The 22,916-nt window shown below is 68.8% G+C and carries 14 protein-coding genes; 8 read left to right on the top strand and 6 right to left on the bottom strand.

Annotated elements, in window-relative coordinates:
• Positions 1-2 precede the first annotated feature (2 nt).
• Positions 3-497, top strand: coding sequence for a GNAT family N-acetyltransferase (locus tag DK459_RS24060; RefSeq protein WP_054515076.1), 495 nt, complete (start codon positions 3-5; stop codon positions 495-497).
• A 91-nt stretch (positions 498-588) separates the two neighbouring features.
• Positions 589-1,068, top strand: a complete 480-nt coding sequence (locus tag DK459_RS24065) for a DUF6882 domain-containing protein (RefSeq protein WP_006384532.1) — start codon at positions 589-591, stop codon at positions 1,066-1,068.
• Between the two features lie 72 nt (positions 1,069-1,140).
• Here DK459_RS24065 and DK459_RS24070 read toward each other — a convergent pair whose 3' ends face one another.
• The gene (locus DK459_RS24070; protein ID WP_076469654.1) at positions 1,141-2,352 is read right to left on the bottom strand and encodes a citrate synthase family protein; all 1,212 of its coding nucleotides are present in this window, start codon (positions 2,350-2,352) and stop codon (positions 1,141-1,143) included.
• Positions 2,353-2,538: 186 nt separating this feature from the next.
• On the opposite strand from DK459_RS24070, the gene DK459_RS24075 reads away from it, so the two are divergent.
• Complete coding sequence (locus tag DK459_RS24075) at positions 2,539-3,978, top strand: CoA transferase (RefSeq protein ID WP_199234307.1); 1,440 nt, start codon at positions 2,539-2,541, stop codon at positions 3,976-3,978.
• A gap of 63 nt (positions 3,979-4,041) precedes the next feature.
• On the opposite strand, the gene DK459_RS24080 is transcribed toward DK459_RS24075, so the two are convergent.
• The 5 genes from DK459_RS24080 to DK459_RS24095 form a co-directional block, all read right to left on the bottom strand.
• On the bottom strand, positions 4,042-5,268 hold the full coding sequence (locus DK459_RS24080) for an SMI1/KNR4 family protein (protein ID WP_024069094.1): 1,227 nt from the start codon (positions 5,266-5,268) through the stop codon (positions 4,042-4,044).
• An 82-nt stretch (positions 5,269-5,350) separates the two neighbouring features.
• Positions 5,351-5,515: a hypothetical protein gene (locus DK459_RS30650; protein ID WP_024069095.1), complete on the bottom strand. Its 165-nt coding sequence runs from the start codon at positions 5,513-5,515 to the stop codon at positions 5,351-5,353.
• A 1,278-nt stretch (positions 5,516-6,793) separates the two neighbouring features.
• Positions 6,794-7,030 (bottom strand): hypothetical protein, encoded by a 237-nt coding sequence (locus DK459_RS30525; RefSeq protein ID WP_131727082.1) that lies wholly within the window; start codon positions 7,028-7,030, stop codon positions 6,794-6,796.
• Positions 7,031-7,326: 296 nt separating this feature from the next.
• Positions 7,327-7,692 (bottom strand): hypothetical protein, encoded by a 366-nt coding sequence (locus tag DK459_RS30530; protein ID WP_131727081.1) that lies wholly within the window; start codon positions 7,690-7,692, stop codon positions 7,327-7,329.
• A complete protein-coding gene (locus DK459_RS24095; protein ID WP_199234308.1) occupies positions 7,689-15,581 on the bottom strand; it encodes a hemagglutinin repeat-containing protein in 7,893 nt (2,630 codons plus the stop codon). Before DK459_RS24095 ends, DK459_RS30530 begins: the two co-directional genes overlap by 4 nt.
• 284 nt (positions 15,582-15,865) lie before the next feature.
• Between DK459_RS24095 and DK459_RS24100 the strand changes: the two genes are divergently transcribed.
• From DK459_RS24100 to DK459_RS24120, 5 genes are all read left to right on the top strand, one after another.
• Positions 15,866-17,083, top strand: coding sequence for a helix-turn-helix domain-containing protein (locus DK459_RS24100; protein ID WP_110135265.1), 1,218 nt, complete (start codon positions 15,866-15,868; stop codon positions 17,081-17,083).
• A gap of 37 nt (positions 17,084-17,120) precedes the next feature.
• Entirely contained in the window at positions 17,121-17,765 is a 645-nt protein-coding gene (locus DK459_RS24105; protein ID WP_006384951.1) for a PQQ-binding-like beta-propeller repeat protein, read from the top strand.
• A 222-nt stretch (positions 17,766-17,987) separates the two neighbouring features.
• Positions 17,988-18,890: a DUF3348 domain-containing protein gene (locus tag DK459_RS24110; protein WP_054471443.1), complete on the top strand. Its 903-nt coding sequence runs from the start codon at positions 17,988-17,990 to the stop codon at positions 18,888-18,890.
• A gap of 10 nt (positions 18,891-18,900) precedes the next feature.
• The gene (locus tag DK459_RS24115; protein WP_110135115.1) at positions 18,901-22,200 is read left to right on the top strand and encodes a DUF802 domain-containing protein; all 3,300 of its coding nucleotides are present in this window, start codon (positions 18,901-18,903) and stop codon (positions 22,198-22,200) included.
• The gene (locus DK459_RS24120; protein ID WP_024069100.1) at positions 22,197-22,853 is read left to right on the top strand and encodes an OmpA family protein; all 657 of its coding nucleotides are present in this window, start codon (positions 22,197-22,199) and stop codon (positions 22,851-22,853) included. Before DK459_RS24115 ends, DK459_RS24120 begins: the two co-directional genes overlap by 4 nt.
• The last annotated feature ends 63 nt before the right edge of the window (positions 22,854-22,916 follow it).

Here is a 22,916-nt window from a genome sequence, read left to right on the forward strand (position 1 = left end):
CAATGCCGCCCGCCCCGACCGTCACGCTGCGCCGCCTGCGCGAAAACGACGTGCCCATGATCCTGGCCCTGGAATCCGACCCCGAGGTCATGCGCCACAGCACCGGCGTCAAGCCCGCCACCCAGGCGCGCCGCCAGGAACTGCTGGATTGGCTGAAGACGCCGCCCGACGCGATCGGCCACTGGGCGGTCGTCGATCCTGACGGCGTGGCGGTGGGCTGGATCAGCCTGACACGGCTGGAAGACACTGGCGCGTTGCAGCTGGCCTACCGCCTGCAACGGTCAGCCTGGGGACGCGGCTATGCCACCGGGGCGGCGCGCCAGCTGTGCGATTACGCCTGGCGCGCGCTCGACTGCGCGGAGCTGCTGGCCGTCACCTGGCCCGACAACCTGGGATCGCAGCGCGTGCTGCAGAAACTGGGCTTCACCTTCCGCGCCGTCGAAACGCATTACGGACGCGCTACCCGCGTCTACGCGCTGGCGCGTCCCCGGAACTAGGCAGGGACCGGCGCGAGGCCATCGCCACTACGTCACGGCAGCATGCCTTTGCGGGTACCCTATCGGTTTTCCATCACCCGCAAAGCCCCGCATGTCCGACACCACGCAGCCCTTCGACGTTTCCGCCTACATCGCCCAGAGCCTGGAAGGCATGCGCGCCGCCACCTCGGCGCACTGCGCCACCTGGCACCTGGACGAAGCCGAACAATGGTCCGTGGACATGGACAGCGGCCTGATCGTGTTCCAGCTGCCCGGCGGCATCACCGCGCAAGCGCCGGTGCAGATCGTCGGCACCTCCAACAGCGAGGACGGCAGCTTCCTGTGGGGCTGGGATCATCCCTCCGTGCCCGCCGAACTGGCCGAACACGCCCAGCTGGCGCTGGCCTTCGGCAAGGCCCATGGCCTGGAGGCGTACACCCACCGCAAGGTGCCCTGCGACGACGCCCTGGCCTGGGAATTCACCGCCGTCGCCATGCGGCTGGGCGAGGCCAGCGGTTCCTACCGCGCGCAGGCCTCGGACACCGCGCACGTCTGGATGACGTTCGGCCAGGTCACGCTGTCCAAGGCCTGACGCCCGCGGCGCGCGCCGTACCGCGCCCCACGGCGCCGACACGGCATGCCGTGTCAGCGCCGGACGCCGCGTTCAAGCCGCGTCGGGATGCGCGCCGGTATAGGCCGCGCGCGGCCGGATCACATCCTGGCTGCCGCGCTGCTCCAGCCCGTGCGCCAGCCAGCCGATGGAGCGCCCCAGCGCGAACAAGCCGAAGGCCGCGCCCGGCGGCAGCCCCAGGTGGCGCCGCACCGCCACCAGCGCGAAGTCCACCGACGGCCGCTGCCCGGCCAGCTGGAACGCCTGTTCGATCAGCGCCTGCCAGTCGGGACGCCGCGGCAGTATCCGCGCCAGCAAGGCGCTGGCGCGCGGATCGCCGGCCGGATACAGGTGATGCCCGAAACCCGGCAGATCTTCGCCCCGCGCCAACCGTTCGCGCAAGCCACGCGCCAGCCGCTGGCCGGCGTCCGCGCCGGCATCGCCGCGTTCCAGTTCATCCCACATCGCCTCGGCGCGCGCCGTGGTGCCGCCGTGGCGGCCGCCCGTCAGCGCCGCCAGCCCGCCCACGATGCCGGCGCGCAGGCTGGCGCCGGTGGACGCGATGCAGCGCGCGGTGAAACTGGAGGCGTTCAATTCGTGGTCGGCGCACAGCACCAGGGCCATGCGGATCAGGTCCGCGCCCGCCTCGTCCACGCCCCAGGCGCGGGCGCATTGCGCGTGGATCGGCGCGTCGTCTGGCGGGGTCTGCAACAGGCAGGCCGCCAGCGTGCGCACCAGCGCGCCGCAGCCCTGCGCCTGGCGCTCGGGCGAGCGCTGCCACAACGCGGTGGCGTCGTCATCGCTGGCCGCCGTGAATAACGGCAACAACGCGGCCTCGGCGCGCTGGCCGCGATGCCGCGCGAACAACGCCGCCAGGTCGCCCGGCAACACCGGCGCGGGCGCGCCGAACGCCATGGCTTGGTCGCACTGCCAAAGATGCGCCGCCACCGCCTCCACCGAACGCGAACCGGCCAACGCCACGGCGCTTTCCCCGCGATAGAACAGCTGCCCGTCATCGATCAGCGTGATGGCGGACTCCAGCACCGGCAGCCCCCAATTCAGCGTGGCCTTGGCCACCTCCCTGGGCTTGCGCCCGCGCGTGCGCTGCGCCGCCAGCCTGTCCACATCCTCGGCCAGGTAGCGGCTTTCACGTGGGGTGGCGCCGGACTCGGCGTGCAGCAGCCCGCGGCTCACATAGGCATACAGGGTCTGGCGCGACACGCCCAGACGGGCGGCCGCGGCGGCGGAAGTCAGGTAATCGGGCATGAGGGCGGACGGTGGCGGACGGCGTTCAGCTACGAAGGGGGAAACGAAGGGAAAACGAGGCCCGGGCACGGCATGGCGACCGTCATGCCCTGAGGCTGGACCAATAAGTTGATTAGATTAATCAATATTGACAATTAATACGAGAAGAATAATCCTGACGGCATTCTCAAACGACCAGGAAGCCTCATGTCCGCCAACGCCCTCCCGCCCTCGCCCGCCATTGCCGACTATCTGCGCCAGTTCTGGCTGGCGGCCGGCGGCGACCCCGCGCACCTGGCGCGCGTGGCCATCACCGGCGAAGGCGCCTTGCCATCTGTCTTCGCCGTCACCGAATTCGCCACCGCCGCCATTGGCGCGGCCGGGCTGGCCATGGCTGAATTCGCGGCGGCCGGCGCCGGCGCGGCCGGCCCGGATTCGACCGGTCCTGGCGCCATCGGCCAGGTCACGGTCGACCGCCGCCTGGCCTCGATCTGGTTCGGTACCACCTTGCGTCCGGTCGGCTGGAGCGCGCCGCCGCTGTGGGACGCCGTGGCGGGCGACTACCGCGCCGCGAACGGCTGGATCCGGCTGCATACCAACGCGCCTCATCACCGCGACGCCGCCCTGGCGGTGCTGGGCGTGGCCGCCGACCGCGACGCCGTGGCCCAGGCCGTGTCGCGCTGGCGCGCCGACGAACTGGAAGCGGCCGTGGTCGCCCGCAACGGCTGCGCCGCGGCCATGCGCGGCATCGACGCCTGGCGCCAGCACCCGCAAGGCCGCGGCGTGGCCGAGGAGCCGCTCCTGCACCGCGACGCCGGTCCCACCGCGGCCAGGCCGCAATGGCGCGTCCGCCGGCAACGGCCCCTGCAAGGCCTGCGCGTGCTGGACCTGACCCGCATCCTGGCCGGCCCCGTCGCCACCCGCTTCCTCGCCGGCTATGGCGCCGACGTGCTGCGCATCGATCCGCCCGGCTGGGAAGAGCCCGGCACCGTGCCCGAAGTCGTGCTGGGCAAGCGTTGCGCGCGCCTGGACCTCAAGTCCGCCGAGGGCCTGGCCACGCTGGAACGCCTGCTGGGCGGCGCCGACGTGCTGATCCACGGCTACCGCGCCGACGCCCTGGCGCGCCTGGGCCTGGACGCCGAGCGCCGCCGCCAGTTGAACCCGACGCTGGTGGACGTGTCGCTCGACGCCTATGGCTGGAGCGGCCCCTGGCAGGCGCGCCGCGGCTTCGACAGCCTGGTGCAGATGAGCACCGGCATCGCCGAGGCCGGCATGCGCGCCAAAGGCGCCAACCGTCCGGTGCCGCTGCCGTGCCAGGCGCTCGACCACGCCACCGGCTATCTGATGGCGGCCGCGGCGATCCGCGGGCTGACCGAACGGCTTGCGACGGGCGCCGGCGGCAGCACGCGCGCGTCGTTGGCCCGCAGCGCGCAGTTGCTGATCACGCATGGCGGCATGCTGGAAGGCGGGCCGGCGCTGGCCCCGGAAAGCGAAGCGGACTGGTCCGCGGCGATCGAGGAAACGTCATGGGGCCCGGCCCGGCGCGTCAAGCCGCCCATGCGGATCGAAGGCACGCCCGAATCGTGGGATTACCCGGCGAGCGCGTTGGGCTCATCCGACGCGGCCTGGCGGGACGCGGCGCGATAGGGATACGTGGGATACGCGGGATGCGCGGGATGGGCGCAAGATGCGCGGCGTCCGCGCACAGCCTCAGATCGAAAACGCCCGCAGGTTCGCGATGCGCTCGGCCAGGCCGTCCGCGCCCAGGTAGTGCCCCAGCTTGCCGGCGCGCACGCGGCGCAGGTCTTCCTCGTAACGTGTCAGCATGGCGTCGCGCGCCTCGGCATACGCGGCGCCCATCCCCTCGCCACCAGCGGCAACGATGAGGCGCGCGGCATCGGGCGCGCCGCATGCCACGCAACGCGCGGCGCCCAGGCCGTCGGCCCGCGCCCCGCGCGCCAGTAACTGCGCCACCAACTCGGCGGGCGGCTGGCGATCGAAGCGATGCAACACATCCGCGCTGACCGGCGCGTCGGCCCGCAACAGCGCCTGCGCCGCCGCGTGGGCATGCTGCATCAACGCCACATCCAGCGCCGTCGCGCTGCCACGCAACGGCTGATCCAGGCGCATGCCCTGCGCCGCCAACTGGCCGACCAGCGCGCCGTCATCGTTGGCCAGCGCGTGCCTCAATGCCAGATTGGCCAGCCGCGGCGACCGCCCCAGCGTCCCGGCCGCCAACGGTCCGCGCCAGTCCACCAAAGCGCGCCGGTAGAACGCCGTCAGCTTGTCCGCCAAGGCCTGCGGCATGCCGTGATCCGCCACGCGCTCGTCCAGATACTCCAGCAGGCGTATCCCCGTGCTGTCGGGGTCCTCGGGATCTTCCTCCAGGCACAGCTCGGCAAACGCGCCAAGCAGATCGGCCGCGATCGTCGCAACGCCATCCTGTTGCAGCGCGTGCGTCCAGCCCGGCAGCCCCTGCTTCCAGGCCACGATGCCGCCGGCCTGCGCGCCCGGCTCCAGGCACACATAAATGCGGTCGCAATATTCGAAACCGCCGATGGGCAGATAACGCAGCTTGCCGTCCCAGGCCTCGCCGCGTTCCCCGGCGGCCTCTTCGGCGCATTCCTGCTCGTGCTCGATCCAGCCCGCCAGGTCGCGGTAGTGGTCGCTGCCGTCATAGAACAGTTCGGACCAACTAAGCGCTTCTTCGTTGCCGTCCATCCGCGCATGCAGGTCATAGGCCAATTCACCGCCGGCGGTCAGGCGCCACAATTCGCGCAGCGCACCGGGCAAGGGGCCGGCGCACATCGCTTCGATCTCATCGATGCGCGCCTCGCTCATGGGCGGTTGGACCGCGATCAGGACACGGTCGGCGAACAGGGCGATGCCGTGTTGTCGAAGCGACTGGATTTCGTCGTCGGAAAAATGCTCGCTCATCTTGGATGCTTCATGGATATGGCGTATCGGATTCTACCCGTGGGCGCATGAAGACCCAGGCCACCAAGGATCCGTGATCCGCTCACGAGCCCTTGCTGCGCGGCATTGTCACAGGGCAGTCCAGGAAGATCTGCGCGCCCCAGGCGCAGTCCTCGGCGTCGACGCGCCCGGCCGCCTGATCCTTGGCCAACGCGTCCAGGTTGTCCTTGCCTTGCGATGAGGGCGAGGCGCCGTCGGTGGGAGTCAACTTACGAAACCGGAATTTTTCTGGCGCGGTTTTTCAGCAGAAGTCTTTCAGTACGTACATGGGTTTGAAACACCTTCGATAATTCCCGAGCGAGATCGCTTATCTAAGCCTTCCCGCTTCAACACGACGCAATTGCAGGCTGACACCCATTTTCCAATCAAGCTCAAGACAATCCGGTCAAGTAGGCTCATACCACTTACCTTAATACACCAGGTCATTTATGGGCCACTCTGCCTTACAACACGTTTACTAAATTTCTGAATCCCCGGATTTCCAAGAAACCTTATCATTGGTCGACAACGCCTTTCGCACAGCGGTTTCCCAGTCCTGCCACGCAGCAGGATCAGCGGGTCTCCCATCCGTCCAAATATGCCATGGCAATGAACCAAGGATTCCCCCCCAGCTCATCAGACTTTGTTAGCTCATACTCTCCCTCAAGAAAATAGAACATCGCTCGATATGCTTCTTCAACTGTTAGAACTTGCTCTTTCATCATTTCCACCCCGGCCTATTTGGCGATGCCAATCCAGCCTCAGGATCAAACCCTATGGATTTTTCATTAATAGCTACTTTCCACATTTCCCCAATTTCTCGTTGGAGCCGAGAGTTGCTTTCCATTAGGAAAAAATCTGAGCTGACCATGCATTCCCATACTTATCTTTTCCGAGCCAAGCAGCCGAGCCCTTGATCTCGACCAAGAACAACTCTCTATTATCCGGAGCATCTAATATATGCCCACACAGAAGAGCCGTTTTTATTTCAATGCAGCCTGAAAACCTATCTTAGAGAAATTATTTATTGACAACCATGACATACCACGAATGCCCTTTCATCTCATTAAACTCCAAACAGCGCAAGAATGAGTGTTGATCACGACCGGCTTTCGAAGCATCGTGCGACTCCCGGGGCTCATTCCATTCAGATTCGCAGTCCTCGCATATGACAAAAAGTGAATGATGATCTTCCTCTAAGGCGACAAGAACGCGCCCCTGCCCGCAGACCGGGCATGCTTCATTAACAACTGCGAAGTGTACATACGTCATAATCAGGGAAATCTCAGGAAACGCCGTGATGATTTGAGTCGATCCGTGGATCGGCAAGAATAGTCACCCATCCACGTCATAGCTCGGTGTACCTCGGCTACCCAAGCCTCCGTATATCCCGGCATATCGTAAGAACGTTTCTGAGTGCAAAATGCGCATTCCCGCTTAGAGTCTAGAATTCACCCGATATAAAAGACAACCAGCACCCTCCTCCAAGCGCACAATTCGTACAGATTCACTTATCCAACGCGTAAATTGACGCTGATTTTTCGAATCCATCCCAAAAAACTGACAAACGAGCACAATTCGGGCATTTCAGCAATATTTTCATCGATTTATAGATCTCTTCCGCATTCGCATCATTAGAAAAAAAATCATCATAAGCAATATCAGAAATCACTAACCACTGATCACGGGAAGGAATTTCTCCCAACCGAAACAAATGGCCGCATGCGCAAACTCTATTAGGCATATTAGTTTCCAACAATCTTGATGTCTGTGATATCTTTCGCCCCCTTAACTCGTTGCAATATATTCCCTAACTGCTCAGAAGTTACCGAGGCGTTTCTTAAATCGGAGTCATGAGCCAACCCATTGTTTCGGGATCATATGACTTGTCGACCGCCTCACCCGGAATTTCAATAATCCAGACATGTCCCGCTTCGGCAGAGAATGAGCGAACATCTTCCGCGAGTTGCTTAGCCCCTGTAATCCATGAGTCTCACTTCGACAGGAACCACCGCATCTGCCGTTGAGCTTCCTTCTAAACTATCCCGCGCAATCATCGGGAAGACAAAACCATAATCCATCGTGATCTGGCACTAATTTGTTATTTTTCCATTCATCGACGATCTGCCTTGCGATATCTTCATGAGATCCTCGGTATGCGGAATCAGGTTCCCAAAAAATGGGAGATGGAGCAGGTCGCACAGGCACTGCTCCTTTTTCAAGAAGAGCAACAATGCATCTACGTGAAAAATCTTCCAGCTCCGCGCCAGACAGCCCAAAATGATCGGCACCCACCGGAATAATCTGCCATAGCCCCACAGCATCTACTCCCAATTCGTTAGGCACTCGAGCTATCCACTCGCTCATGGGAGTGCCGAAATATTTATTCACAGGTTCATTATTCATTTTTGATGGATCTTAAGATCAGAAGGGAGGCCAGGAATATTAATATCCAACGTCATCCCGAAATTGCGTGATACCCGAACACCTACACGCCCTCCACCCGGAAGGGTGTACCAAGTTCCGTCACCCTTTGCATAGGCACCCGACTCTGTGGCGCCACTCAAGAGATCGCCTTTAATTTTATTAAATTCACTTGAAGAAACAGTCCGAATATTTTCAGTAGATCCTTTGCTGACAATCCCAATAAGATTTCCGTTCGGCCTAAGAATGTCATGAATATTCTTTGAATCTTCACTCAAGATGACCGTGGGCCCTTGCGGCCCCGGCATCGGCGTAAAACTACCGCCCGGATGCGGATTCCCCTCCGCGTCATAGCTCGGCGTGCCCGGACTCCCACGGTCCGCCTCATACCCAGGCGTACCCCCCGTCTCGCGTCTATCCCCCGCATACCCCGGCACCCGCGCATCACCGCCCGGCGGCACGGCCGGCGTCTCGAGCGGCCCTCTGGCTTCTTCCGGCCCGCTATCCGTCTCGAATAGCCAGTTCCACGCCCGCGTCAGGTGGCGTGCAATGTTCTCGTCCGCGCTCGATACGCCGTTGGACCCGCGCCGCCCCACTCCGCCAAGCGTGCCGCCAATCGAGGCCGGACCCATAGCCGGCGGCGGCAAGACCACAGCCTGGTTGTTCTCCAATTCAAGCCGCGCCGCGTCATTCACCGCCGCCACGGCAGTCGGGTCCAACGCCGCCGTCAATCCGCCCAGCAGGCTGGTCACCAGGTTGATGCGCGCTTCGCGCTCCGCCGGATCGAGCTTGCTCGTCGGCTCGCCAAGCGCGTGCTCCATGAGCTGGCCGATGACGACGGCCGCGGACGCACCGGAGGCGCCTGCGCCGCAGCTTGCGCCGGTTGCGGCGGCGCCCGCGCAGCCGAGCAATGCGTGCAAGGCCACGTGGCCCGGGGAGCCTTCGCCGCCCAGCAGCGGCGCGATTTCCTTGATCCTGGCGGCGCCCAGGCTTTGCAGATAATCCACGGCCGCCGCCTGCACGAACTGGCTCGCTCCGCCCGTCACGTTGCCGCCGGCGGCCAGGGTCACTGCCGTCAGCGCTTCGCGGTATCCGCCGCCCGGCGCCCATTTCCGGACGTCCTCGTACCGCGCGCGCAGGTGTTCCTTGGCCGGGCCTTCCGGGGCCGCGTCCATGGCGTCCTTGAGCGCCTTGGCTTCGGCCGCCCGATTCGTCAGGAACTGGCCGGTCTGCCGCGCCGCTTCGGATGCGATGTCGAACCCCGCCTGGATCTTCTCCTTGTCGAAGATCGGCTTGAGCGTGTTCAACGCGCCCGCGGTATCGCGGTTGAGCGAGGCGATGACCTCGTCCGCCGACGTGTTGGTGAGCGCCTGCTGGCCCGCCGGGTCGCGGATCGTGATGCTGCCGACGCTGATGGCGCTGCGCGTGCTTGAGTCGGCCTTGCCGCTGGCGGCGACAATGGCCGGCGCGTTCGCGGCCAGGCCGGACTTGGACTGGGGCGCGCCGGGGCCGCTGGCGCGCGCCCCGCCTTCGGCCTGTTCGCCCACGTTGGCGCCGGTGGCGGCCGGGTGGCTGACGTCGCCCGTGGCGGCGCCGACGTTGTAGCCGCCGCTGATTCCGATCTGGTGGCCGCTGTAGCGGGCGCGGTTGTCGATGTCCGTCACCTGCAGCGTGCCGGTCGACAGGCGGTTGGCGCCGTCTTCGCCTCCCCTGCCGCTGCCGGCGATGATGCCGCCGACCAGCCTGGTGTTGCGCCCCACGTCGACCTGGAATCCTTGGTCCCCCGCCCACAGGCCGGCCTGATCGGTGACCGAGCGCCAGTCGCTCTTCATGGCGCCGGCCCCGAGGCTGCCGCTGATGGAGCCCCCCTGGCCGGCGCAGTAATACAGGCAAAGGCTGGCGGCGATTCCCGCGTTACTGTTGCTGGCCGCGTAGATGCTGATGTCCTGCAGGCTTTCGATGCGCAGGTTCTTGGCGATATCGGCCACGATCCGCCGGCCACGGGCGGAGGCGCCGACGAGGCCGGTGTCGCCGCCGGATTGCAGGTCGAGCACATTGCCCGCCGTGACGCGGCTCGGGCGCCAGGTGACGTCGCTACCGTCCTCGCGCCCGCGCCCGCCGCTGACGCCCACGTCGAGCATGAGACCGGACCGGTCCTTGCCGACCGCCACGCTCACGCCGATGGAGGCACCGCGGCTCTTGCTGCGGGTGTTCTGCTCGGTATGGTTGCTGGCGGCGCGCAGCAGGATGTCGCCCTCGGCCCGCAGCAGGGCGTCGTTGCCCGCGGACACGTCGGATCCGGTGATGGTCAGGGTCGAGGTCTCGCCGCCGCCGCGCGCCGCGATCAGGAGATCCCCGCCCGCCGCGATGCGGCTACCGGTGGACAGCGTTTCCCGCCGGTCCATCGTGGTGGTTTGAGTGCTGCTGCCCAGGCCGATGCCGATACGGGCGCCGCCCGCGCTGCCGGGATCGGCCTTGACCGCGTCATAGGCGTTGCGGGCGGCCAGGCCGGCCGTGCCGCCGGCCAGGGTCGCCATGATGGGGTTGTCCACCTTCCTGCCGGCCTCGGCCATGCGGATGCCGGTGCGCGCGGCATCGACGACAGGCGTGCTGGCCGTGACGGTCAAGCCGGTTTGCCGGATTTCATGCAACTCGCGCTGGCGCAGGGTATCGGCGCCGCCGGCGATGCGGATGTCGCGGCCGGTCAGGGCGATGTTGCCCTGGCGGGCCAGCACGTCGCTGCCGATCACGGCCAATGACGATCCCGCGTCGATCAGGACATTGCCGGCCACGCTGCCGATGGCGCTGCCGGTATTCAGGCCGCGATGCGTGTCGACCGCATCCGTGACCTGGCGCGTGCCGTAGCTGATGCCTCCCAACGCGCCGAAGCCCGATTTGGCGACCTTGCTGTATTCATATCCCCTGGAGGTGTTGCCGACGGCGGCGATGCTGACATCGCGGCCGCCCGCGAGGGTCAGTTGGTTCTGGGCGGCGACGTTGGAACCGGCCACATTCACGTCGCGCCGCGCCATCAACCTGACCCGGTCGCCAGTGAAAGTGGACGACACTGCCTCGGTCCAGTCGGCCTCGCTCTTGCGATGCGTCTTTTTGCTGGACAGGAAGCCCTTGTCCTTGAAGTGGGTCTCGTTGTAGGTATGGCCGGCGGCGTTGCCGGCCAGCACATTGATGTCGCGCATGGCTCCCACGCCCAGGCGCTGGCCGGCCGAGACATCCGCGGCGCGGGCGTTGACATCGTTGTCGACGAACAGGAGCAGATCGCCGCCGGCCGCGATGCGCGTGCCCACGTCGGCAACGGCGCGCATCTCGGCGCGGTTGCGGCTGTCGTAATGGAAAGACTCGGCGTAGCGGGTCTCGGCGGCGCCCAGGTCGATGTCGTGGCCGGCCCGCAGACGGCCATCGCCGGTGGCGCTGATGACGCCGGCCTGGATGGCGATGTCGCGGCCGGCCCGTATGTCGAATGCGCCGGCATCGATGCGCGCGACGCCGTCGATGCGCGTGCTGGAAACGCCGCCGCTGGCGTCCGACCGCGTCGAGGCGGCGAGGTTGACGTCGCGGCCGGCCTGGAGCGTGACCGCGCCGCCCTTGAGCAGGCCCGCGAGGTTGTCGATGTCGTTGCGGGCGTTCAGGTCGATGCTGCCGCCCTGGAGCGTGCCGACCGTGTTGCGTATGTTGCGGCCGTCGACGATCAACGCGTTGCGCGCGCCCAGCGTGCCGCTGTTGGCCACGTCGCCGGACACGCTGATCCGCGTATCGCCGCCGGCGATCAAGGTGCCATCGCCCCGCAGGTCGCCCGCCTTGACCGCCAGGTAGACCTGCGGGGCCAGCACCTGCTGGCGCGAACCGTCGGGCAGCGTGACGCTGGTTTCCACCATCCAGACGATGTCGCCGCTCAGCTGGCGCATCTGGTCTTCGGTGAGCGCGGTGCCCAACGCAAGGCCGAACCGGCCGGCAAAATCGGCGCCGGCGGCGAGCAAGGCCTTGTACTGGGATTCGTTGTCGGTGTAGTCGCCGACGAAGCGCTTGCCGGTGGCCAGCATGATCTGTTCGGCGACCTGCTTCTGTTCGTAGAAGCCGTCGCCCAGGCGCTTGAGGACCAGGCCCGGATCGCGGTTGATCCGGCGCAGCAGGAGATCGCTGGAAACGATGGCGCGCGCGCCAATGAACTGGCGGTCGGTGACGATCAGCGCCGGCGCCTCGGGCGACGGAATCACCCGATACAGCCCGTTGGCCGGCAGGACCGGCGGCAACGTGACAACGCGCACCGCCTGCCCGCCGGGCGCGTCGACCTCGACGATCCGGGCGGCTGGACGCGGGCGGGGCAGGACGCCGACCGGGGGCCGTGGCGCCGTGGCCGGCGGCAGCGCCGCGGGGCCGTTGTCGGCCGGATCGGCGTGGTCCGTGACCGTCCCCACGGCCACTTCCAGGCGCCGGGAAGCGGTCGTGTCTTCGTAATGCGAGCGCGACTCGTTGCGGTGGCGCCTGCGGGTGACGGTGTGCACCGCCGTCCCGACGCGGGTGACCCGCCGCTCGCCCTGCGCGCCGCGGTTGTCGATGCCCGGGCCCTCCACGCTCAAGGCGCCCCCGGCGATGATGCGGCTCTTGTCGTTGGTGACGGCGCCCGTGAAAGTGGCGTCGCCGCCCGCCACGATGCGGCCGGGGTCGGTCGACGTGACGCGGGTCTCGCTGACGTCCTCGCGCACGATGTAGTAGAAGAAATTGCGGACCAGGCGCCGGTTGAAGTCGGCGTTGAACGCGCGGATCCTGGCTTGCAGTTCGTCATGCCGGGACTTGTTGATCGCCAGCGCCGCTTCGCGTTCCGCTGTGGAGCCCTTCGCGCAGCCCACAACGTCGCATTGACCGCGCTGAGGCTCGGGAACGGGCACCGGCTCCGGCACGCCGAATACTTGCCAGACGCGGTCGCCGGCCTTGTAGCGCGGGACAGGAACACGTGATGAGAAAGGGCCCGCTGGCCTGACCCACGCATAGGCCGGCGGGATCGGCGCGTCGCGGCCCTCTTCACCCTTGATCCTCGGCACGTAATCGAACGGCGGCCCGTAGCGCGATTCCGGGTATTGGGCCGATGGCAGCAGCAGGCTGCGGTCCGGGTCGTCGTTCAGGAAAGCGGGATCCTTGCCGCACGACGTGGTGACCGAATCGCACAGCCACGTCGTGGCGCCGTCCAGCAGTTCGGTGCCGTTCTCCAGGCGGTAGTAGATCTTGCGGTCGGCGTGGCTGACCGGCGCCACTTCGCTCGCGAAATGCGGGTTGAGGTTCTGGATGCTTTCCGCCGCGATGCGGACATCGCCGCCGGCCTCGATGGTGGCAGACTCGTTGGTGAGCGTGCCGGCCTGGCCCGCTGCCAGGCCGGCCGGGTCGAGCCCGCGACCCACCCGCAGGTCGTCCGCCGCATATAGCAGCGCGTGCTCGCGGTTGACCAGCGTGTCCGCGCCCAGGTCCATATCCCCGCGCGAGGCGATGACGGCGTCGGCGTCGTTCACCAGCACGGGCGCCTGGACGGCAATACGGTCGCCGTAGACGCGGCCGCCGTTGCGCAAGCTGGCGGCCTGAATACGGGTGTAGCCGCCGTCGATCAGGCCGGCATTGGCCAGATCGCCGCCGATGGCCAGATCGATATTGCGCACGCCGATGAGTTCACCGGCCACGCCATTGGTCAGCGTGTCGGCGCTGAGCTGCAGGTCCTGGCCGGCATGGATCCGTCCGTCGTTGCGCAGATCGCCGGCAGCCAGGGTGAGCGCACCGCCAGCGGCCACCTCGCCGTCGGCATTGGCCAGTTCGCGCACGTGCAGCCGGGCGTCGCCTTGCGATGCCAGCCGACCGCCGGTGTTCTCAAGCGCGCCGGTGGTCAGGTCCAGCTCGCGGCTGGCGCCCACGCGGCCCGCCTGGTTGTCCAGGACGTCGGTCTCCAGCGTGATGCGCGCCCCCGCCAAGCCTAGGACGGCGTCGGCCGCGCTGGCGCCGGCGGCAACGTTGGCAACCTCGACGCTGCCGGCCAAGGTATCGCGATTGTCCAGGCGGCCCGCGTGCAGGACCAACGCGTCGTCGCCCTGGATCAGGCCGGCGCGGTTGTCGAGCACGCCTTGCGCCTGAAGCGTGAGGACATTGGCCGCGATCAGGCCGCCAGCGTTCGCCACCTCCCGCGCGTGCAGCGTGGCCTGGCCTTCGGCGGCCACGCTGCCGCCGGTGTTATCCATCGTGCCGCTGGCGTTCAGCGTGAGTTCGCCGCCCAGGACCTTGCCGCCGGCGTTGTCGATGCGGGCGGCGCGGACGTCGGCGATCCCCCCATACAGGCGGCCGCCCTGGTTGCGCAGCGCCCCCGCCGCGTCGAGCGCCAGTTGGCCTTCGGCCCGCAGGACGCCATCGCGGTTGTCGACGTCGGCCGCTTCCAGCGCAAGCGTGTCGCCCAGCAGCTTGCCGCCACGGTTGTCGAATGCGCCGCCGGTGTCGACGCGCGTCGCGCCGCCGGCCTGGATCGTGCCGCCCCGGTTGTCGATGCCGGCGTCGCCGTGCAAGCGAACGTCCTGCGCGGACGCCACGCCGCCGGACGCATTGACGATGGATCCGGCGCCGAGGTCCACGAGGCCCGCGCCGGCCACCGTGCCACCGGTGTTATCAAGCGCGCCCATCACCCGGCCGCTGAGCGTGGCGCCGCTGGCGAGCTTGCCGCCGCGATTGTCCAGGCTGCCGGCGCGCAGCGTGACCGACCCGCCATACAGGGCGCCGCCACGATTGGCGAGCGCGCCGCCGGCATCCAGGGCCAGTTCTGCCCCTGCCACCAGCTTGCCACCTGACAAATCCAGCGTATCGCCGCGGATGGCGGCGCTGGCCCCCGACGATATCGCCCCGTTGTTCGCCACCGTATTGCCGGCCCGCAGCGCCAGCGGGCCGGCGGCGGCCAGCGCGCCATCGTTGACGATGTCGCCCGCGCCACGCAGCGACAGGTCGGCGGCGGCCTGCAGGCGGCCCGACGGCTGGATCCGGACGTCGCCATTGACGTCGACCGACAGACCGCCGGTCAGCGCCGCCAGGTTGCCGCCGATGTTCACGCCCACGCCGGCCTCGGTGCCGATGAGACGGATGCTGTTGGCGTACATGCCGCCAAGCGCCGCCGTGTCGAGCGAGACGACGGGCGCCGGCCCATCGCCCGTGCGCGCGGCGACCGCGCCCGAGGCGTAGTCGACATGGGCGGCGCCCGCCGTCACGTCGAGGCGGTCGGCCCAGACCTCGGCGTTGATTTCCAATGCCCGGGCCAGCAGGTCGAGCCGGCCCAGGTTGGCGCCGTACAGCCCCGCCCCTTCGATCGCCAGGCGACCTTCGGTGACGTCGAAACCCAAGGCGCCATCCGCGCCGATGACGGGCTTGCCCGTGGTCAGCGTGGCGCGGTTGGCGTTGAGGAAACCGCAGCCGTCGCAACTAATGCCGGCGGGGTTGGCGACGATGACGCTGGCGCGATGGCCCGCCACTTCCAGCATGCCCGCCAATTGGGAAGGATTGGGTGCGGTGACCTGGTTCAAGATGATGCCCGCATGCCGGTTGCCCAGCATGGGATTGCCGGCCACCGGGCCGGCCAGTTGCGTCTGGCGGCCCGCGCCGCTGTTGTTCAGCACCACGCCCGAGGGGCCGACATTGAACTGGGTGAAACGGTTGTTGGAAACGCCGCCGGCCGACGGCGGCGCGATGTCGACCACCGGCACGCCGCGGCTCACGCCCACCACGGGCCGCTGGCCGGCCACGCTCTTGTCCACGGAGATGGGCAGGGTCTGCGCCAGCGCGGGCGTCCAGACCTGCGTGGACAGCACCAACCAGACAACCAGGGAACGAAGCGCGGACATGAGCGGAAGGGATCGATGGAGAGGACCGATGCACGGCGCCGTGCGCGGCTCGCTGGCGGGCGGCCGGACGGGCGCGTTTGGCAATAAGTGATTGCCCGCCCAACTTATCGAACGCCCCCGCGGCCGACGATAGGAACGGGTCCGAGAAGCCGCGCGATAGACCTCGCTATCCGGCCGCCGGCCGCAATAGCGGACCAACTCCCCGCGCCCGCAGCGCGGTGGTAGATTGGCGGCATCCACGAATGGACGTGGCAAGGGGGAACGGCAACGATGGCGGGATCGTCATGGACGGGCTGATCATGGCCGCGGCGCGGGCGCTGGCCAGCGGCGACCCGCTGGGCGCGCTGGCCCGGGTGGCGTTGCGCGACGACGCGCCGGGCCTGGCGCTGCGCGGCATCGCGCTGGCGCAGTTGGGCGACTTCGACCGCGCCCGCGTCCTGGTGCGGCGCGCCGCCCGCGCGTTCGGCACCCGGGAACCGGTGGCGCGGGCCCGCTGCGTGGTGGCCGAGGCCGAGATCGCGCTGGCCTCGCGCGACCTGGGCTGGCCCGCGGCGGCGCTCGATGCCGCCCGCGCCACGCTCGAGCGCCATGGCGACCTGCGCAATGCGGCCTATGCCGGCTACCTGGCCGGCCGCCGCCTGATCCTGATGGGACGCCTGGAGCAGGCCGAACAGGTGCTGTCGGACCTGAACCCCGCCCCCTTTCCGCCCGCCTTGCGGGCGGTGCACGAGCTGGCCCTGGCAGGCATCGCGCTGCGGCGCGTGCAAGCCACGGCGGCGCGCGCCGCGCTGGCCCGGGCCGCGCGGGCCGCGCGCGCGGCCGGCATCCCGGCCCTGCGGGCCGAGGTGCGCCAGGCGTCGCTCGTGCTGAAGGCGCCGGCCGCCCACCTGCACCGCGCCGGCGACACGCAGGTGCTGCGCCTGGAGCAGGTGCAAGCGCTGCTCGCGTCCGACACGCTGGTGATCGACGCCTGCCGCTATGCGGTGCATGGCGCGGGCCGCACCCTGGCCCTGGCCAGCCGGCCCGTGCTCTTCACCCTGGCGCAGGCGCTGGGCCGGGCGTGGCCGGGCGACGCGCCGCGCGACGCATTGATTGCGTTGGCTTTCCGCACCCGCCATCCGGACGACTCGCACCGCGCGCGACTGAGGGTGGAAATCGGCCGTTTGCGGGCGGTCCTGGCGCCCTTGACCGAGATCCGGGCGACACGGCAAGGCTTCGCATTGATGCCCGCGACGGGCGCCGTCGCCGTGCTGACGCCCCCGGTGCAGGACCGCCACGCCGCGGTGCTGGCGCTGCTGGCCGACGGCCAGGCGTGGTCCAGTTCGGCGCTGGCGCTGGCCAGCGGCGCCAGCCAACGCCAGGTGCAGCGCGCCCTGGATGCGCTGGCGGCCTCCGGCCAGGCGCATTCGCTCGGCCGCGGCCGGGCGAGGCGCTGGATCACGCCGCCCCTGCCCGGTTTCGCGACGACATTGTTACTCCCGGCTCCGCTGCCGAATGCCTAGCATGGAAGTGTCATTCCCCCCGAACAAGGACACCGTCATGAAAACCAAGCCCGCAGAAATCCTCCGTGAATACGGCCCGTTCCCCGGCGTCACCGACGTGCACGGCGTCTCGTACGACGGCAGCCGCATCTGGATCGCGGTCGGCGACAAGCTGCACGCCCTGGACCCGGCCAGCGGCGACGTGGTTCGCACGATCGACGTCATCGCCCGCGCCGGGACCGCCTTCGATGGCAAGCACCTCTACCAGCTGGCCGACAGCATCATCCAGAAAATCGACCCGGCATCGGGGCGCGTGCTGGCCACCGTGCCGGCCCCGGAAGGCGGCGGCAATTCGGGCATGACCTGGGCCGAAGGCATGCTCTGGATCGCCCGCTACAAGGACCGCAAGATTCACCAGGTCGATCCCGCCACCGGCGCCATCCTGCGCACCATCGAGTCCGACCGCTACGTCACCGGCGTCACCTGGGTCGATGGCAGCCTGTGGCACGGCACCTGGGAGGATGACGCCAGCGAGCTGCGGCGGCTGGACCCCGCCAACGGCGAGGTGCTGGAACGCTTGGCGATGCCGCCCGGCGCCTACGTGTCCGGCCTGGAATCGGACGGCGGCGATGTGCTCTATTGCGGCGGCGGCTCCAACAGCAGCCGGGTCCGCGCGGTGCGCCGGCCGCGCGCCGGCGCCTGATCTTCGCCACTCAGCAACGCCCGCCGGCATCCCCGGCGGGCGTTCTTCTTTGCCGCGCTTATCGTCCACTTCCGAGATCGCGGCGCCAGCGCCGCGGGTTTCCCGCGACCCCTGCCGCCGCGCTGTCCTGACAAATTGTTGCAGGCGCTAGCGCGGCGGCCGCTTTCCGGCCCAGCGAGCCCCCGCCAGCGTGTAAACTCCCCCCTTTTTGACTCTGGTGGTATGTTGCAAGCCCCACAGCGCACAGGTTTAAGCGGCCCGACGCTCATTCGCTTGCTGACTCGCCTGACGGATGTCGACGTGCCGCAATCGCGGCAACCGTTGTCGGATCATCTGAGCCAATGGCTCGGCTGGACGGACGCGATTGCCCTGTCCGCCGCCCTGAACAACCGCCCGCCGGCGATCGCGCCCGGCGCGCGCGCGTTCGGCAGCGCCGAGGAGCGCGAGTGCGAGCGCGTGCGCACTACGCTGGCCGATGCCATCGCCAGCGACACCGCGGCCACGGCCGCCAAGCGGCTGCTGCCGGGGCAGGTGCCCGCCAAGGTGGCGGCGCTGCAGGCCGACGACGCCGATTACTCGAATTTTCGTCAGCGCTATCTGTCGTTGCAGCACACGATGGAGACCAGCATCGGCAACCTGCGCAGCCGCCTGCGCGGCATGGTCGCGGCCAAGACGCCCGAGATGACGCGGCTGGCGGTGGTGGACGCCATCATGGACCGCGCCCTGCTGCCGCGCGAGCGGACGCTGCTGGGCGCGATTCCGAAGCTGTTGCAAGGACATTTCGACCGGCTGCGGCTGGCCGAACAGGCCGCGCTGGAGGCGGCGGCGCTAGCGCAAGCCGAAGCGCAGGCGCACGCCGAGGCCCAGGCCGGAAGCGGGGACGAGCCGCGGGCCGATGCCCAGGCGCAAGCCGCGCCGGGGGACAGCGCGCCTGATGACGCCCCCACCGGCGCCGCCGCGCCCGCGCAGGCCGCGGTGGCGGCGCCGCAACCCGCTTTACCCGCGCCCACGCCGGGCGCGTGGCTGGAGACGTTCCGCAAGGATATGCGGAGCGTGCTGCTGGCCGAACTGGATATTCGTTTACAACCGGTGGAGGGGCTGCTTGCCGCCCTTCGCGCCAGCTAACCGGGACACTATGTCCAAGTATCTGATCAATATCGTTGTTTTCCTCAGTGGCCTGGCCGTGGCCGGCTGGATCGGCGCGGGCTATGCGGGCACCAACCCGCTGGCGCTGGCCGTCACCCTGCTGATCTGCGCCTGCTACCTGGCCGGGGCGCTTGAATTGCTGCGCTACCAACAGGCCACCTCGTCCTTGAGACGCGCGATCGGCAACCTGTCGGAAGCCCCCGCCAGCCTGGGCGGCTGGCTCGAGCAACTGCCGGCCGGGCTGCGCAACGCGGTGCGGCTGCGCGTCGAGGGCGAGCGCGTGGGCCTGCCCGGCCCGGCGCTGGCGCCCTACCTGGTCGGCCTGCTGGTGCTGCTGGGCATGCTGGGCACCTTCCTGGGCATGGTGGTGACGCTGCGCGGCACCGGCACCGCCCTGGAAAGCGCCACCGACCTGGCCGCCATCCGCGCCTCGCTGGCCGCGCCGGTCAAGGGCCTGGGCTTCGCCTTCGGCACCTCGATCGCCGGCGTCGCCACGTCCGCCATGCTGGGCCTGCTGGCCGCGCTGTGCCGGCGCGACCGCATCCAGGCGGCGCAACTGCTCGACGCCAAGGCCGCGACCACGCTGCGTCTGTACACCCAGGGCCACCAGCGCGAAGAAAGCTTCAAGCTGCTGCAACGCCAGGCCGAAGTGCTGCAACGGCAGGCCGAGGCCATGCCGGCGCTGGTCGACCGCCTGGACGCCATGATGCGCAACCTGGAACAGCAGAACCACACGCTGAACGAGCGCCAGCTCGCCAGCCAGGACGCGTTCCAGGGCAAGGCCGAGGCGGCCTACGCCCGCCTGGCCGCCGTGATGGAACAATCGATGAAGGAAAGCGTGGCCGAAAGCGCCCGCTCGGCCGGCGCGGCGCTGCAGCCCGCGGTCGAGGCCACCATGGCCGGCCTGTCGCGCGAAACCGCCTCGCTGCACGAAAGCGTGACCCAGGCGGTGCAACGCCAGCTGGACGGCATGACCGCCGGCCTGCAGGCCGCCACCAGCAACGTGGCCGGCATCTGGAACCAGGCGCTGGCCGGGCAGCAGCGCGCCAGCGAAACCCTGGCGCAGGACCTGCGCGATTCGCTGGACCGCTTCGCCCAGACCTTCGAACAGCGCTCGGCCGCCCTGCTGGACAGCGTGTCCGAACGCCTGGAGGCGTCCTCGGGCAGCATGTCCGAGGCCTGGAACGTGGCGCTGAGCCGCCAGGAGCGCGCCAGCGAGAAACTGGCCGGCGACAACCTGCAGGCGCTGACGGCCGCCGCCGCCAGCTTCGAGCAGCATTCGGCGTCGCTGCTGCGCACCCTGAACCAGTCGCACACCGCCCTGCAATCCGAACTGGCCTCGCGCGACCAGCAACGCCTGGCCGCGTGGACCGAAACCCTGGGCGCCCTGTCGGCCACCCTGCGCCAGGAATGGCAGCAGGCCGGCGCGCAGGCCGCCGAGCGCCAGCTCGAAATCAACCAGGCCCTGGCCCGCAGCGCGCAGGAGCTGACCGAACACGCGCAGACCCAGGCCGGCTTGCTGGAGAACGTTTCGGCGCGCCTGGAAAGCGCCGCCGGCAACGTCTCGGCGCAATGGCACGAGGCGCTGGAGCGCCAGTCGCAGGTCAGCGACAAGCTGGCCGGCGACAACCGCGAGGCCCTGGCCGCCGCCGCCGCCACCTTTGAGCAGCACGCCTCGACGCTGCTGCGCACGCTGGACCAGTCGCACGCCGACCTGCAGGCCGCCCTGGCCTCGCGCGACGAGCAGCGCCTGGCCGCCTGGGCCGGCACGCTCGGCGCCCTGACCGACAAGCTCGGCCGCGAGTGGGAACAGGCCGGCGCGCAAGCCGCCGCCCGCCAGCAGGAAGTCAGCCAGACGCTGGCGCGGACCGCGCAGGACCTGGCGAGCCGCTCTGAAGCGCAGGCCGCGCTGCTGGACACCGTGGCCGCCCGCATCGAATCCGCCGCCACCGGCGTGACCCAGGCCTGGACCGAGGCGCAGGTGCGCCAGGAGCTGACCAGCGAGAAGCTGGCCGGCGACACGCAACAGGCCCTGGCCACCGCCGCCGCCGCCTTCGAACAGCATTCCGCGTCGCTGCTGCGCACGCTGGACCAGTCGCATGCCGACCTGCAGGCCGCCCTGGCCTCGCGCGACGAAGCGCGCCTGGCCGCCTGGCACGCCTCGCTGGGCGACATGGCCGCCGAACTGGGCCGCCAATGGCGCCAGGCCGGCGAGCAGACCGCCGCCCGCCACCAGGAACTGGAACAGTTGCTGGCCCGCACCGCGCACGACCTGACCGCCCAGACCCAGGCGCAGGCCGCGTTGCTGGAGAACCTGTCGACCCGCCTGGAAACGGCGGCCGGCGGCGTGACCCAGGCCTGGACCGAGGCGCAGGTGCGCCAGGAACTGGCCAACGAGAAACTGGCCAGCGACAACCAGCAGGCCCTGACCACGGCGGCGTCCGCCTTCGAGCAGCATTCGGCATCGCTGCTGCAGACCCTGGGCCAGTCGCAGGCCGGCCTGCAGGCCGAGCTGGCCGCGCGCGACCAGGAACGCCTGGCCGCCTGGACCGGCGAGCTGGGCCGCATGGCCGAGGCGCTGCGCCAGGAATGGGAACAGGCCGGCGCCCGCAGCGCCGCCCTGCAGCAGGAGATCTGCGCCACCCTGGCCCGCACCGCGCAGGACATCGCCACCCAGACCGAAGCCCACGCCAGCGGCACCATCGCCGAGATCGGCCAGCTGGTGCAGGCCGCCTCCGAAGCGCCGCGCGCGGCCGCCGAAGTCATTGGCGAACTGCGCCAGAAACTGTCGGACAGCCTGGCCTACGACAACGCCATGCTGGAAGAACGCAACCGCCTGCTGGACACGCTGGCGACGCTGCTGGACGCGGTCAACCACGCCTCCAGCGAACAGCGCAGCGCGGTCGATGCGCTGGTGTCGTCGTCGTCGGACCTGCTGGACCGGGTCGGCGCGCAGTTCACCGAGCAGGTCGAATCCGAGACCGCCCGCCTGGACGACGTGGCCGCGCAAGTGACCAGCGGCGCGGCCGAAGTGGCCAGCCTGGGCGAAGCCTTCGGCGCCGCGGTGCGCCTGTTCGGCGAGTCCAACGACAAGCTGGTGGCGCACCTGGAACGCATCGAGGCGGCGCTGGACAAGTCCATCGCCCGTGGCGACGAACAGCTGGCCTACTACGTGGCGCAGGCGCGTGAAGTGGTCGACCTGAGCACCATGTCGCAGAAGCAGATCGTCGAGAACCTGCGCGAGCTGGCCAGCCAGCGCGCCGCCACCGCCGGAGCGCAGGCGGCATGAGCGCGGGCGAGGACATCGACGGCGGCGTGGAACCCGCGGTGCCGGCCTGGGCCGTCTTCGGCGACCTGATGTCGGTGCTGCTGGGCGCCTTCGTGCTGATCCTGGTGAGCGTGGTGGCCGTGCAGCTCGAGCTGTCGACCCAGCTGGAACAGGAGGTCAAGCAGCGCCAGGAAGAGACCCAGCGCCGCCAGACGCTGGAGCAGGCCCTGGCCGCGCCGCTGGCGGCCGGCCGCGTGACGCTCATCAACGGCCGCATCGGCATCAGCGGCAGCGTGCTGTTCGCGCTCAATTCCGACCAGTTGCAGCCGGAAGGCCGCGAGGTGCTGAAAAGCCTGATCGAACCGCTGTCGGCCTACCTGAAGGCCAATGACGAGATCCTGATGGTCAGCGGTTTCACCGACGACCAGCAGGTGCGCGAAGGCAACCGGCGCTTTGCCGACAACTGGGACCTGTCGGCGCAACGCGCGCTGACGGTGACCCGCGCCCTGATCGACGAAGGCGTGCCGTCGTCCCTGGTGTTCGCCGCCGCCTTCGGCGCCGAGCAGCCGGTGGCCTCGAACGCCGACGAGGAAGGCCGCGCGAAGAATCGCCGGGTCGAGATCATGCCCCTTCCCAAGCCGTCCAACGGCACGGAGGCCGCGCGTGGCCAGTGATGGCGGCCTGGGCCTGGCGCTGACGGCCGGCGCGGATGCCGCGCCCGACGCCACGTCCGCCGA

The organism is Achromobacter sp. RW408 (genome assembly GCF_003184165.1).
Lineage (GTDB): Bacteria > Pseudomonadota > Gammaproteobacteria > Burkholderiales > Burkholderiaceae_B > Achromobacter > Achromobacter xylosoxidans.

Bases quoted from the DNA above. Each gene is read 5' to 3' on its own strand.
- DK459_RS24115 (WP_110135115.1), top strand. From the start codon at position 18,901: ATGTCCAAGTATCTGATCAATATCGTTGTTTTCCTCAGTGGCCTGGCC.
- DK459_RS24070 (WP_076469654.1), bottom strand. From the start codon at position 2,352: ATGCCCGATTACCTGACTTCCGCCGCCGCGGCCGCCCGTCTGGGCGTG.
- DK459_RS30525 (WP_131727082.1), bottom strand. From the start codon at position 7,030: ATGCCTAATAGAGTTTGCGCATGCGGCCATTTGTTTCGGTTGGGAGAA.
- DK459_RS24110 (WP_054471443.1), top strand. From the start codon at position 17,988: ATGTTGCAAGCCCCACAGCGCACAGGTTTAAGCGGCCCGACGCTCATT.
- DK459_RS24060 (WP_054515076.1), top strand. From the start codon at position 3: ATGCCGCCCGCCCCGACCGTCACGCTGCGCCGCCTGCGCGAAAACGAC.
- DK459_RS24100 (WP_110135265.1), top strand. From the start codon at position 15,866: ATGGACGGGCTGATCATGGCCGCGGCGCGGGCGCTGGCCAGCGGCGAC.
- DK459_RS30530 (WP_131727081.1), bottom strand. From the start codon at position 7,692: ATGAATAATGAACCTGTGAATAAATATTTCGGCACTCCCATGAGCGAG.
- DK459_RS24120 (WP_024069100.1), top strand. From the start codon at position 22,197: ATGAGCGCGGGCGAGGACATCGACGGCGGCGTGGAACCCGCGGTGCCG.
- DK459_RS24095 (WP_199234308.1), bottom strand. From the start codon at position 15,581: ATGTCCGCGCTTCGTTCCCTGGTTGTCTGGTTGGTGCTGTCCACGCAG.
- DK459_RS24080 (WP_024069094.1), bottom strand. From the start codon at position 5,268: ATGAGCGAGCATTTTTCCGACGACGAAATCCAGTCGCTTCGACAACAC.
- DK459_RS24105 (WP_006384951.1), top strand. From the start codon at position 17,121: ATGAAAACCAAGCCCGCAGAAATCCTCCGTGAATACGGCCCGTTCCCC.
- DK459_RS24075 (WP_199234307.1), top strand. From the start codon at position 2,539: ATGTCCGCCAACGCCCTCCCGCCCTCGCCCGCCATTGCCGACTATCTG.
- DK459_RS24065 (WP_006384532.1), top strand. From the start codon at position 589: ATGTCCGACACCACGCAGCCCTTCGACGTTTCCGCCTACATCGCCCAG.